Source organism: Olsenella kribbiana (assembly GCF_036408795.1).
Taxonomy (GTDB): Bacteria; Actinomycetota; Coriobacteriia; order Coriobacteriales; family Atopobiaceae; genus Olsenella_L; species Olsenella_L kribbiana.
Genome location: NZ_JAZGJP010000010.1, coordinates 22077 through 34101, shown reverse-complemented (window position 1 = coordinate 34101; position 12025 = coordinate 22077). Strand labels below are relative to the sequence as shown.

The window sequence follows — 12025 nt, the reverse complement described above, 5'->3', positions numbered from 1 at the left end:
CCTTGTGCTCAGGGCAGACGATGCCTGCCCATGTACAGAAACAAGCACAGCAAAGTATACCAGCTGCCTATGGACGTGCTGTTGGGGTAGCGAAAGCATGGGCGGATGCTGACATTGGCTTCAGGCTGCAGGCAGAATCTTTCACACGCTGCCTGTCTGTGGACGATTCACCCGGTCTTTTCATGTCCGGCCTGCAGAGGCTGCCTTTTGGCTTTCTGGCGCTGCGGGCTGGAACGCTTTCCCTGCGTCCTGTGCCCGAGACGCCGGAATCCGAGCGGCAGAGGGCCCGGAAGGGCATCTGCCTTCCGAAGAAGGATGGAATGCCTGCAAGAGGCGGGGCCAGCGGAGTGCCGGCCAGGGGCCCGCATGCGGCGGCTTCGGCACCTGCCCTCCATGACGGCACGGGCCTGCCTGAAGGGCAGGCTTTGATGCGGGAAAAGAGAGGCGCCAGACCGAAAGATCCGGCGCCTCTCCCATGGCGTCTCTTGAGCCTGCTATTTCGCGAGCAGCGCCTGGTATCCTGCCATCGTGTAGTAGTTGTACGGCTGGTTGAAGTGCGGCAGGAAGAAGATGTCGAGGAGCGCCAGGCGGTCAATCGTGATGCCCTCTTGGATGGCAAGCGAGAACATGTGGATGCCTGCGCTCATATCGTAGGTCGATGCCATCTGAGCTCCGAGCACCTTCCTCGTCGTGCCGTCGTAGACGACCCTGATTGTGACCTCGGGGTTCTCCGTCTCGATGAAGGTGGCCTTCTGCACGTCTGTGAAGTCGCTCACCTTTGCGTCATAGCCGAGCTTCTTCGCCTTTGCCTCGGTGAGACCAGTCGCTACCATCTTGAGGTCGTAGATGCAGATGCCGGAAGACCCTTGGACACCGATGCCGTCAATGGCGGTACCGGCAGCATTGTGGCCAGCCACGATGCCGGAACGCACAGCGTTCGTTGCAAGCGCGATATAGGCAGCCTCGCCGTCTTCAGCGTTGTCGAAGCAGCTCGAGCAGTCGCCGATGGCATAGACGCCCTTCTTCGAGGTCTCCTGATGGTGGTCGACGAGAAGGGCTCCATTGCCGAGCGTCGCAAAGCCTGCATCATAGAAGAGCTCTGCGTTCGGACGGAAACCGACGCAGATGCAGACAAGGTCTGCTGCATGCGTCTCCTTGTCGGTCACGACGGATGCAACCTTGCCATCCTTGCCCTCGAAGCGCTCGACGGTCTCGCCGAAGGCAAGATGGATACCGTGGGAGGAGAGGTTCTGTGCCATGCGCTCGGAGAATGGTGCATCGAAGTTCGAGGAGACGCAGGTCGGCGCCTGGTCGATGAGCGTGACCTCCTTGCCGCAGCGCTGGAAGGCTTCGGCGAGCTCGACACCGATATAGCCGGCACCGACGACGGCGACGCGCCTGATTGCCTCATCCCTGAGCTTTTCGATCACGGCCTGGGCATCCTGGAAGAGCTTCACCTGCTGGATATTCTCGAGGTCGCGTCCTTCCCAGCGGGGAAGCACCGGCACAGAGCCAGTTGCCAAGATCAGCCTGTCGTAGTGCTGCTCATACGTCTTGCCGTCGGGCCCTTCTGCATAGAGCATCTGGGCATCGTAGTCGATATGGTCGACACGGGTTTCCATGTGGACCGTGGCGCCCTTTGCCTCGAACTGCTCCTTCGTCTGGTAGAAGAGACCATCGGGCTTCGAGATCTGCCGTCCGATCCACAGCGCCATGCCGCAGCCGAGGAAGCTTATGTTCGTGTTCTGGTCGAAGATGATGACGTCGTTTCCGGGATGGTTGTCGAGTATCGCATTGGCTGCTGCCGTGCCGGCGTGGTTGGCGCCGACAATCACGATCGTGCTCATGGGGAAGTCCTCTCGTTCTGCTTTTGGTGAGACATATGGCGTTCTTCGTCCATATGTCACAAAATTAATATCAATAAACAGGACTGATTACAAGCAGCAATCGGGAAACGGTACAAATAGGCAAAGGCAGCGATTTTCAGTTATCTCAAACCATTGTCGCGACTGCATCGCGATACGGCGAGGAAACGAAAGCCTCAGATGTGTTTAAGCTCCGTCCCGTAGCCTTGAGCCATGCACAGACAGACAAGAGCATCCGTCAGGAGGCACGAGATGGCACAGAATGAAAAGAACGCAGAGGCTACGACGGTACGGGCACAGAGCTATCTTCTGGCCCAGGACGAATGCGCAGAGCTCCTCTTCTGGGCACGCAGCCAGAAGGGCACCGCTGAGAAGCGCTTCGAGAAGCGCCGCCTCTATCTCGATTCCGATGCATTTGCCCTGGCACAGAGCGTCATGCGCGGATCTGCCTTCAGGGCCCAGGTCTGGCTTGAGAGCGAAGGGGCGGCAACCTTCGAGGACGATGTGGATCTCAAGGTCGCAGAGTCGTTTGCCGGCTTCGGCTATACCTTCCATACGAAATCGTCCCTGCTCGAGACGCTCCTGCTCAGCCAGGAGGATATGTTCGTGCTGAGCCCCGCAAAGCTCGCTGTGAAGACGCTTGCTGCCCAGGCGGGCCCGCTCCAGCCAAAGGTGGCCGTCTATGCCTCTGGCATCGAGATCGAGTGGGATGGCATGAAGATGAAGCTCGTCGAGCATCTGCGCTCGAGGGATACGGGCCTGAATCTTTCCGGCGATGCCGGAGACGAGGCGCTGCCGGAGGGCTCTGTCCTCTTCGAGCTGCCGCGTGGCGGCATGATGCCCGAAGGCCTCATTGCATTCCTTGGCTCCCATGAGCTCATGCTGCTGGGCCAGAGCGCAGGGCAGCTTATGGCAAGCCAGTACATGGGGCGTGCTGCAGAAGCACGCTTCGAATCGGCGCTTGCACTCTGATCTCCGATTTCATGATGGTGCCGCAAGACATCAAGTCTCCCTTCTCCCCGTTGGAAGGCCCGCATCACATTACGTGTGGTGCGGGCCTTTCGCATGGAGCGGGATTGGGCTGTCGGTCCTCAGAACGAGCGGCGCTTCAGGATGGCGGAAGAGATGAGGCAGGAGAGAGCATAGAGCGCAAGGCCAGCGCAGATGAAGCCAGCTGCAAGCATGCCTTTGGGACATGAATGGATGAAATCGGCTGGAGCTGCGGCGCCCGGACCTGCGAAGGAGGCGGCAATCGCGATGGCGGGGAGGATGAGAACCGACACGAGCCCCTTCTGGCCGAAGGCATAGAGCAGCGGCATGAGAAGAGACAGGAGTACAAGCGCAAAGCAGAGGATGACAGCAGGAAGCAGGAGGATTCCGTCGTAAAACCCATCTGTGACGAGGGCCCATGGGGCGCCTTCGAGCATAGCCGCCGCCATGGAATCCGCTGCGAAGGAAAACCCGAAGCAGATAGCAAGCGACATGAGGCAGAAGAGGTAGCGGGAGACGACGAGGCTTCGGGGTGCAGAGGGAAGCGCAAGAAGTGCCTCTCTCCAGTGACTCTTTTCATCAGATGCAAAGGCCTGGATGCACATGTAGAGCGGAACCATTGCCGCAAGTGTGGAGAAGAGATTGACAAGGGCGACAAGATCCATCGAGCTGCCGTTCATGAACGAGGCAGCGAGGATCACGGTGACTGCAGCAAGGGTGAATGCCATGGCCCGCACGGCGTGGCGGAACGTGATCCATTCGTTGAGAAGCAGGCTCTTCATCATCAGATCTCCTCTCCTTTCACAGCAAGACGCAGAAGCGCGTCGAGGGCGAGCGTATCGAGTGCAAGGTCAGGGAAGGCGCGGGCAAAGCGCTTCCTGTCCTCTATCAGGAGAAGCAGATGCCTGCCCTCGTGCAGGCAGGCAGCGGGTGGCTCCTGCCTCCCTGAGTGCGTCCTTCCTCTCTTCGAAATCGGAAGCTCTGAGCGCCAGCGTCGCAAAGCGCTTCTCGAGCACGTCGGCGTCTTCGGCGAAGATGAGCTTTCCTGCATCCATAAGAAGGATGCGGTCGGCAAGGGACTCGAGGCCAGACGTGATGTGCGACGAGATGAGGATGAAGGTATCAGGAGTCTTGGCAAGATGCTCGCGCAGGACAGAGAGCGCCTCGTCGCGTACGACGGGGTCGAGCCCTGCGGTTGGCTCGTCGAGGAGCAGGAGCGTGGCTCCCGAGGCGAGGGTGAGCGCAATCTGGAGCTTCATGCCCTGTCCGCGCGAAAGGCTCTTTGCCGTTATGCCGGAAAGGGCTCTGGCGTTCTGTGCAAGCTCGAATCTTTCGAGCGGCTCCTCCAGATAGGCCAGATCGAAGGCAGGATAGAGACCGTGCTCGATACGTACGATATCTCCTGCGGTGTATTCCTCGGGATAGGGGCAGACGGCACAGGCAGAGGCAACATGCTGCTTCAGGGCTATGAGCTCTGCTGCAGAGAGGGCTTTCGGGTCCTGGCCGATTCCCTCCGCCGGCTTCACGAGCCCAATCGCAGCACGGATGAGGGTCGTCTTGCCGGCGCCGTTTGCGCCGATGAGCCCCAGGACCATGCCTTGCGGCACGGATATAGAGACGGGGCCGACCGTGAGTGCGGGGTAGCGCTTTGCGCGCCCCTCATAGGCGAGGGGGCGGATGCCTCTCTCATGATTCCTCCCATTCGAGGTCGAGCATGTCATGGAGCTCTTCCAGGGAAAGCCCTGCAGTGCGTGCCCTCTCCACGGCCTTCGCGAGGTTCTCCTCCACGAGCCTCAGCTGCTCCTCGCGGATGAGGCCGGCAGAGCCTTCCGCGACGAACGAGCCCTTGCCGGGCACGGCAGCGATGAAGCCCTGTGCCTCGAGGTCCGAATAGGCCCGCTTCGTCGTGATCGCCGAGATCCTCAGGTCTGCCGCGAGCTGCCTGATGGAGGGGAGCTGCTCTCCGGGCACAAGGTCGCCCGACATGATCTGGGCGCGTATCCCCTCTGCGACCTGCTCGTAGATGGGCTTCCCCGAGCTGTTCGAGATCGGTATGTCGACCATGGTTCATCTCCTTCCCTCTGTTATAAATGTATATATCGTATATATACACGCGTATCAATATGAGCAGCTAAAGGATCGATAAGATCTATAGCTCGCGGCAGATCGCTCCATGGCAATGCCCTGCATCCTCCAGGTGCGGAGAAGATGCAGGGCATAGGTGAGGACATGCAGCGTTGGAGAGATGTCAGAACAATACCGGAAATGGCATTGTGTGGCCGGTCAGGACTCCTTGTCGTCGGGCCGATATTCCAGAAGGTCTCCTGGCTGGCAGCCGAGGGCGGAGCAGAGCTTCTCGAGCGTGCTTACCTTGATGGCCTTGGCCTTGCCGCATTTCAGGACCGACATGTTCGCTACGGTGATGCCGACACGGTCAGCCAGCTCGGTGACGCTCATCTTGCGCTTGGCAAGCATGACATCGATGTTGAAGACGATCCTGCCGCTCATATCGTGAGGTCGCTTTCTTCCTGGAGCTCGGCTGCGCGCTCGACGAGATGGGAAAGGGCAGAGGCGATGGCGGCGCCGGCAATGCCTGCGCAGACCACAAGAAGCGACAGCAGAAGGACGCCCGGGTGGTTCATGCCCTTGCAGAAGAGCGCGATGTTGCCGGCAAGGAAGAAGAGGGCATCTCCTGCCGCGAGCTTGGCTATGACGGCCAAGAGATGCGCCACGCCAGAGGTGAAGGCCTGCCCCGCACGTATTGCCTGGGCAATCTTCCAGACAAGGGCAAGGGCTGCAAAGCAGGGGATGGCAGCGAGCCAGATGAAGGCAAGCCACGGCATATACCAGCCAGAGAACTCCGGATAGTCGTAGAGGATTGCCTCGCCTGCTGCGGGAACCACGGCTATGACTGCAATGGCCAGACAGGCAGCGACGATAGCGGTGGCAGACATGAGATATCCCGAAAGCTTCTTCTCGTCCATGGGAGACCTCCCTCTCTTGGGGACCATAGCAGAAGCTTACGGGATATCATGCTGTAACGCAATGAATATTTATCGTATTACGATAAATATTGTGCAACGAGGAAGAACGGTTTCGGGTATTGAGCTGGTTCTAGAGGAGCTTCTCTTCCCATTCTGCCGGCTTGAAGCCAGGTGTCAGGGGAACGCCATCCACAAGGACGAGCGGCCGCTTCACAAGCATGCCGTCGGTGGCAAGAAGCGTTGTGGCCTCGTCTTCGGAGAGCCCCTCGTCGAGCATCTTCTTCACGCCAAGCGAGCGGTAGAGCGTGCCTGACGTATTGAAGAAGCGGCGAAGCGGCAGGCCTGAGGCGGGAATCCACTTCTCGAGCTCTTCCTTTGTGGGGTTGTCGTCCTTGATGTTGCGGTCGGTATAGGCGACGTGGTGCTCGTCGAGCCAGGCCTTGGCCTTCTTGCAGGTCGTGCAGCGTGGATACTCGATGAAGACGATCTCTGACATGAGGGTGCTCCTTCTTGTTCATAATGGTTCTCAATCTCTATTGTGGCAGAGATGGGCGTTTGGGCAAGGGCCCGCTTAGGACAGATGGGGGAGTGGTATATCCTTCTGCGTGTATGAAGCATCCAGAGAAGGCGGGAGCATGAGCAAGCGGGTAGTCTTCTATTACGTCCGCCACGGCGAGACGCAGTTCAACCGTGACGGCGTGATACAGGGAGGACGGGTCGATTCTGCCCTGACAGACGAGACCATGCCTGTGCTTGACAGGACACGAGAGGCGCTCAGGGATATCCCGCTGGCAGCAGTCTGGTGCTCTCCTCTGGGCCGTGCCCAGGCATCGGCTGAGCGTGTGGTGGCAGGACGAAATATCAAGATCCAGACGCTCGACAACCTCCATGAGTTCGATTTCGGCGAGCTCGACGGAAAGCCCTACAAGGGCCACCGTCTCGACTTTGCCCGCCACTTCTTGAAGCAGGACTTCTCCGATATCGGCGGAGAGTCGGGAGAAGAAGTGCGCGGGCGTGTCGAGCGTGCCTTCCGCAAGATGTACAAGGCAGCACGCAACGGCGACGTCGTCCTCGTCGTTGCCCATGGGGCGCTCCTGCGCTCCTGCGTCTATGAGTTCTCGCGCGTGAGCGCAGCCTCGAAGAAGATCGCAAGTCTCACAATGAAGGTACCGAATGGCTCCATCTCGACCATCAGCTGCCAGGACGGCGAGTTCACGATGCGGGTCATGCCGAGAAAGCCGGAAGACTTCCGCCCCTTCTCGTGGGAGACGGCAGAGGACTAGATTCTTCTGAGCCCCTCCCAGGCCCACATGATGAGGGGCGCTGGCAGGATCTTGTCTGCGATGCGCATGATGAAACCTGTGATGCAGCAGGTGGCAATGGGATAGTTGATACGGTTCACGAGCATGGACCAGTTCACGACGTGGGTGGCAGAAAGCTGCGGGAACGGATGGTTCACGGTATGGCCGTTCTTCGTATCGCGGGCGACCTTGATGAACTCGGTCTTGACCCAGAGAGGGCAGACAGCCGTGATGAAGATGCCCTTGCCCCTGAGCTCGAAGCGAAGGGCTCTTGTGTAGCTTCTCACGAAGGCCTTGCTCGCAGCATAGACGTTGAGGCCGGGAAGCGGCTGGAACGAGGCGGACGAGGCAATCTGGATGATGTGGCCTCCCTTGCCCATGCAGGGAAGGGCGATCTGCGTCATGTCCACGACAGCACGGCAGTTGAGGTCGACCATCTTGTCGACCTCTTCCCGTGTCATGTCTGCATATGTCCCGAACTTGCCGAAGCCGGCAGCATTGACAAGAAGGGAGACGGTGAAGGCGGGGTCCTTGGCCTTCTCTTCTGCAAGCATGCGTTCAAGCTCGTCGAAGCTCTTTGTATCGGCGAGGTCGAGCGGTACGGGACGGACGGGCACCGAGAGCTCGGCTTTGAGCTCTTCGAGCCGCTCCCGCCTTCGGGCAATGGCCCAGATCTCGTCTGCAGCCTTATGGTCGGCACACCAGTGTGCGTACTGCCTGCCGAGGCCGGAAGATGCTCCGGTGATGAGTGCGATGCGCATGGAATCAGCCTTTCTGCGGAGGCAGGATGGTCTCTGCTGCAAGATGAATCTGGGAGCGGTCGGCAAGCTTCGGGAAGCCCGGTCCGAGCCAGATGGAGGACTCGCCGGGACCCAGCACGAGCGGCATCCTCGAGTGTACCGGACCGACATCGCCGTTCGGCGGACAGGTCACGATCGAGACTTCCCCATCTTTCATGACAGCAGCAAGAAGGAAGATGCGGTGGCCTTCCGACGTGAAGCGGACGGCGACTTTTCCGTCGGGTGCCGGAGAGCCCGGCTCTGTCCATGACTCATAGAAGGCGCGTACCGGCACAAGGCAGCGGCCACACGTGATGGGGTCGACCCACATGCCATAGCCATCACGCAGCTGGGAGAGCGCGGTCTCGATGCGGGTGTTGAAGACGCGTCCCTGGCGCTTCGGCTGCGTGCTTGCAAAGCCCCAGATGAGCTCCTGGGCCTTGAGTGCGCCGCCACGCTCCTTCACGACCGTGGCAAGCTTCGCTCCGGGGTAGACATCCTTCGGCACGGGATTGTCCTTCGGGATGCGGGCATGCCCCGTCGTGGCATAGAGGTCGAGCGCCATCTGCAGCTCGTCCATCTGTACGGGCACGATCCTGTGACACATCGCTCATCCACCTCCTGCATGCTTCTCCTGCTTCTGGTTGTTGTACCCACTTCCCATGGAAGAGCGCATATCCGGGACAGCTAGGCTCCAGCCGGCAGAAGAAGGCCGCCGGAGGGAATTGCCCTTCCGGCGGCCTTGCTGCGCTTTTGTCTCTTCTAGAGGAGCTTTTCCAGGCAGACGAGCTGGATATGGGGAATGCCATTGAAGTTGCAGGGAACGATGTCCACTTCCTTGTAGCCAAGGCGGGCATAGAGCCTGCGGGCGGAAGCATTGCGCTCGTTCGTGTCGATGCGGCAGGCTGTGCAGCCGCGCTTGGCTGCCTCCTCCTCATAGAAGCCGACGAAGGAAGAGCCGTAGCCCTTGCCCTTGTAGCGCGGATCGACGACCAGGGTATGGAGCACGAGCACCTGGTCGTCCGGCGTATCCTCCGTCCAGTGGGCGAGGGCGTACTCCGGCACCTGCGTCTGGTTGATGATGCCAGAGGCAACAAGTCTCGTCTCGCCTTCGACGAAGTCCTCCATCGCATAGAGCGTTCCCTCATCGAGGGCACGCCGGGCAGTCTCGGGGACCGGATAGATGCTGCGGACCCAGCCGATCGTCGTGCGTCCTGCCTCTTCCTCGTCGTGGACGAGCTCATAGGACTTGATTATGGCCGGGATATCCTGCGGGCCTGCTTTTCGGACATGCATGGAGCGGGGCCTTCCTTAGTCGCGCTTCCAGGGAACGAGGCAGGCGTCGAGGCCGGCAACGAGGGCATCCTTGTCCATGTGCCTGCCGATGAAGCACAGCTTCGTCATCCTGTCGCCACACTCCGGATCCCAGTCGTCCATGAGCTCGGGGCTCTCCTCGATCATCTTCTTCTTTTCGTCCTCAGGGGCAGAGTCGACGAAGAGGCCGTTCTCCGTGAGGGAGACCTGCTGGCCCGCCTGCTCGAAGATGTAGCACATGTCAGGATCCTGCGAGCACCAGAACATGCCCTTGCAGCGGATGATGGACTCCGGCCAGGTCTGGAGGAACTCGTTGAACTTGTCGACGTCGAAGGGCTGCCTGCGCTCGTAGACGAAGGTCGTGACGTCGTACTCGAGGACCTCGGGGTTCTCATGCTCCTCGGGGTGATCCATTGCATCGATCCAGGCTGCAGAGTTGTAGGCGCGGCTGAAGTCGAAGCGGCCGGTATCGAGGAGCTCGTCCATCGGCACGTTGCCGTGGTCGGCGACGACGATCTTTGCATCGCGCTGGAGGCTCCTGACGAGAGCCTTGAGCTCGGAGAGCTGGTCCTCCGTCACGAGGTCGCTCTTGTTCAGGATGACGGTGGTGCAGAACTCGAGCTGCTGGATCAGCAGCGACTCGATATCGTCTTCCTCGATATCGTCGCGCAGCAGGTCCTTGCCGCCATTGAACTCGTCGTACATGCGCTTGCAGTCGACGACAGCGACGATGTTGTCGAGATCGAGCGGGGCTTCGCCGTCCGTCTTGGACTGGTCGCAGAAGTTCGAGATCGTGTAGGCGATGGGGATGGGCTCGCAGATGCCGGAAGCCTCGATGATGATGTAATCGAAGTCCCCGGACTTGGCGATGCCGTCAAGCTGGTTTGCAAGGTCGCCTGCGAGCGTGCAGCAGATGCAGCCATTCGTGAGCGGGATCAGGGAGTCGGTCTTCGAGAGGCCGCCGTCCTTGATGAGGGAGGCGTCGACATTGACCTCGCCGATATCGTTCACGATGACAGCAGCGCGGATGCCCTGGTCATTGTTCAGGATGTGGTTCAGAAGGGTCGTCTTGCCGGCACCGAGATAGCCGGTGAGCATGATGATCTTGACTTGCTTTGCCATGGATTCCTTGAATCCTTTCTCTTCGGGGCGCAGCTCTGCGCAGCCATATTTCGGAGGTTTGTATACCCTGCAGACGTTCTCTGTTTGCGAGGCAGGTGGGCTGTGCGCGCAATCTCCTTGTTCTCGCCCCATTTTAAGGATGTGGGCGGCTACCATGATAGAAGCCCGCATAACTCTTCAGAAATGCATCGGAAGAAGGCAGTCTGTGATCAAGCTCATCCTCACGGACCTCGACGATACGCTCATCCCGGTTGGCGCTCCCTGCGCTTCCGCACGTGCCAGGAAAGCGATTCATGTACTCCTCGACCATGGCATCCATTTCGGGCCGGTATCGGGACGCATTCCCTCTGCCATGGGGTGGATGTTTGCAGACGATGCGGCCTGCTTTGCGACAGGCGCCTTCTCGAATGGCCAGATCCTCCATCTCGATGGACGCGAGGTCGGCGTGAAGGAGCTTCCTTTTGAGGCGCTCGTGCACACGCAGGAGATCCTCGATGCGACGGGGCACGCCGCTCTTGCCATCTACGATGTGGAGGGTGATGGAAGGGCTACGCTCTATTCTGGCGTGCCCGATCTGATCGGGCAGGACAGGACGATCTTCACGGAGTCCTCAGGCAGGGTCGAGACGAAGCTCGACCCTCATGCCCGCTACATCAAGGCCAATGTCCATGTATCGGGAAGCTACGAGGAGAGGTGTGCGCTCAGAGACCGTCTGAAGCAGGAAGTGCCTGAGCTCGGCTTCGTGCTGCCAAGCCTCAAGGCGCCGCTCATCGATATCTCTCCTGCCGGCTGGGACAAGGGCTCGAGCGTACGTGCGCTCGCGGAAGCCCTGGGCGTGGGGCTCGACGAGGTCGTCTGCTTCGGCGATTCGGAAAACGACCTCTCGATGATCGAAGCCGTGCCGAATGGCGTGGCTGTTGCCAATGCAGCTCCTGAGATCAGGGAGGCGGCACGCTGGCATATCGGCCCCTCGAAGGATGATGCAGTCGCAGCAGCGCTCGAAGATATCGCGCGTGCCGCCGATGCAGGCACGCTTCCTTCCTTCATGCAGGAATAGACTAAGACATGTCGACATTTCCCCAGATGGATGCGCGCCTGGAGCGGCGCATCCTTGAGGAGCTGAAGCGCCGGAACATGCTCAGCACCGATGGCATAACAACGGTCTTCGGAAAGTCGGCAATCAGGCAGGGAGGGCCTGGGCCTGAGGCGCTTGCCGATGCTGCAGCACCGCAGAAGCGCCTGGTCGAGCTTGCCTATGCAACGCCCTGGACAGGGGAGTGCTCCTGTGCTGCCTGGATCGAAGAAGCATTTGTGCGTCTCGGATATGGGCATGTGGACGGAGATGCGTTCGAGCTCTGCCGGAAGTACCTGGGGCTCGACGATCTTGCAGAGCTCAAGGTGGGCATGGCAGTAGGGGTGGAGCATCACCCTTACAGCGCTCAGGGGCTTACCTATGGGCATATCGGCCTCTACATCGGAGACGGCAAGATCTTGGACTGCGCCGATGACAGGGTCAGATGCGCGCCGCTTGCCCTCTGGCTTTCCATCTATGGGGCCATGGACGATCCGCGCTGGGGCTGGCTCGACCATCTTGCGCTCGACCGGGTGAAGCCTGAGCTCTAAAGCAGACATATATAAGTGGACAGGCCGGGAGCGGATCCCGGCCTGTC

15 protein-coding genes are annotated in these 12025 nt (G+C 59.9%); 4 read left to right on the top strand and 11 right to left on the bottom strand.

Features of this window, described 5'->3' with window-relative positions; genetic code table 11:
• Nucleotides 1-494: 494 nt before the first annotated feature.
• Nucleotides 495-1847 (bottom strand): H2O-forming NADH oxidase, encoded by a 1353-nt coding sequence (nox, locus tag VXJ24_RS07905; RefSeq protein WP_330972387.1) that lies wholly within the window; start codon nucleotides 1845-1847, stop codon nucleotides 495-497.
• A gap of 270 nt (nucleotides 1848-2117) precedes the next feature.
• Between nox and VXJ24_RS07900 the strand changes: the two genes are divergently transcribed.
• On the top strand, nucleotides 2118-2837 hold the full coding sequence (locus VXJ24_RS07900; protein WP_330972386.1) for a hypothetical protein: 720 nt from the start codon (nucleotides 2118-2120) through the stop codon (nucleotides 2835-2837).
• Nucleotides 2838-2956: 119 nt separating this feature from the next.
• On the opposite strand, the gene VXJ24_RS07895 is transcribed toward VXJ24_RS07900, so the two are convergent.
• The 6 genes from VXJ24_RS07895 to VXJ24_RS07870 all read right to left on the bottom strand — a co-directional run bounded on the left by VXJ24_RS07895 (nucleotide 2957) and on the right by VXJ24_RS07870 (nucleotide 6335).
• On the bottom strand, nucleotides 2957-3640 hold the full coding sequence (locus VXJ24_RS07895) for an ABC-2 transporter permease (protein WP_330972385.1): 684 nt from the start codon (nucleotides 3638-3640) through the stop codon (nucleotides 2957-2959).
• Nucleotides 3641-3706: 66 nt separating this feature from the next.
• On the bottom strand, nucleotides 3707-4576 hold the full coding sequence (locus VXJ24_RS07890; RefSeq protein ID WP_330972384.1) for an ABC transporter ATP-binding protein: 870 nt from the start codon (nucleotides 4574-4576) through the stop codon (nucleotides 3707-3709).
• On the bottom strand, nucleotides 4542-4919 hold the full coding sequence (locus VXJ24_RS07885; protein WP_330972383.1) for a GntR family transcriptional regulator: 378 nt from the start codon (nucleotides 4917-4919) through the stop codon (nucleotides 4542-4544). The genes VXJ24_RS07890 and VXJ24_RS07885 overlap by 35 nt, the downstream gene beginning before the upstream one ends.
• Before the next feature lie 219 nt (nucleotides 4920-5138).
• A complete protein-coding gene (locus tag VXJ24_RS07880; RefSeq protein ID WP_330972382.1) occupies nucleotides 5139-5363 on the bottom strand; it encodes a helix-turn-helix domain-containing protein in 225 nt (74 codons plus the stop codon).
• Nucleotides 5360-5839, bottom strand: coding sequence for a DUF2975 domain-containing protein (locus VXJ24_RS07875; RefSeq protein ID WP_330972381.1), 480 nt, complete (start codon nucleotides 5837-5839; stop codon nucleotides 5360-5362). Before VXJ24_RS07875 ends, VXJ24_RS07880 begins: the two co-directional genes overlap by 4 nt.
• A gap of 130 nt (nucleotides 5840-5969) precedes the next feature.
• Nucleotides 5970-6335 carry an arsenate reductase family protein gene (locus VXJ24_RS07870; RefSeq protein WP_330972380.1) on the bottom strand — a complete coding sequence of 122 codons (366 nt, stop codon included), beginning with the start codon at nucleotides 6333-6335 and terminating at the stop codon, nucleotides 5970-5972.
• Nucleotides 6336-6474: 139 nt separating this feature from the next.
• Between VXJ24_RS07870 and VXJ24_RS07865 the strand changes: the two genes are divergently transcribed.
• Nucleotides 6475-7122 carry a histidine phosphatase family protein gene (locus VXJ24_RS07865; RefSeq protein WP_330972379.1) on the top strand — a complete coding sequence of 216 codons (648 nt, stop codon included), beginning with the start codon at nucleotides 6475-6477 and terminating at the stop codon, nucleotides 7120-7122.
• Here the strand turns inward: VXJ24_RS07865 and VXJ24_RS07860 are convergent.
• The 4 genes from VXJ24_RS07860 to VXJ24_RS07845 form a co-directional block, all read right to left on the bottom strand.
• Complete coding sequence (locus VXJ24_RS07860) at nucleotides 7119-7901, bottom strand: SDR family NAD(P)-dependent oxidoreductase (RefSeq protein ID WP_330972378.1); 783 nt, start codon at nucleotides 7899-7901, stop codon at nucleotides 7119-7121. The two genes, VXJ24_RS07865 and VXJ24_RS07860, sit on opposite strands and share 4 nt — an antisense overlap.
• A gap of 4 nt (nucleotides 7902-7905) precedes the next feature.
• On the bottom strand, nucleotides 7906-8526 hold the full coding sequence (locus tag VXJ24_RS07855; protein ID WP_330972377.1) for an SOS response-associated peptidase family protein: 621 nt from the start codon (nucleotides 8524-8526) through the stop codon (nucleotides 7906-7908).
• A 155-nt stretch (nucleotides 8527-8681) separates the two neighbouring features.
• Nucleotides 8682-9215 carry a GNAT family N-acetyltransferase gene (locus VXJ24_RS07850; protein ID WP_330972376.1) on the bottom strand — a complete coding sequence of 178 codons (534 nt, stop codon included), beginning with the start codon at nucleotides 9213-9215 and terminating at the stop codon, nucleotides 8682-8684.
• A 15-nt stretch (nucleotides 9216-9230) separates the two neighbouring features.
• Nucleotides 9231-10355, bottom strand: a complete 1125-nt coding sequence (locus VXJ24_RS07845; RefSeq protein WP_330972375.1) for a CobW family GTP-binding protein — start codon at nucleotides 10353-10355, stop codon at nucleotides 9231-9233.
• A gap of 205 nt (nucleotides 10356-10560) precedes the next feature.
• On the opposite strand from VXJ24_RS07845, the gene VXJ24_RS07840 reads away from it, so the two are divergent.
• Nucleotides 10561-11412: an HAD family hydrolase gene (locus VXJ24_RS07840; protein ID WP_330972374.1), complete on the top strand. Its 852-nt coding sequence runs from the start codon at nucleotides 10561-10563 to the stop codon at nucleotides 11410-11412.
• A 77-nt stretch (nucleotides 11413-11489) separates the two neighbouring features.
• A complete protein-coding gene (locus VXJ24_RS07835) occupies nucleotides 11490-11978 on the top strand; it encodes a hypothetical protein (protein ID WP_330972373.1) in 489 nt (162 codons plus the stop codon).
• Nucleotides 11979-12025 lie beyond the last annotated feature (47 nt).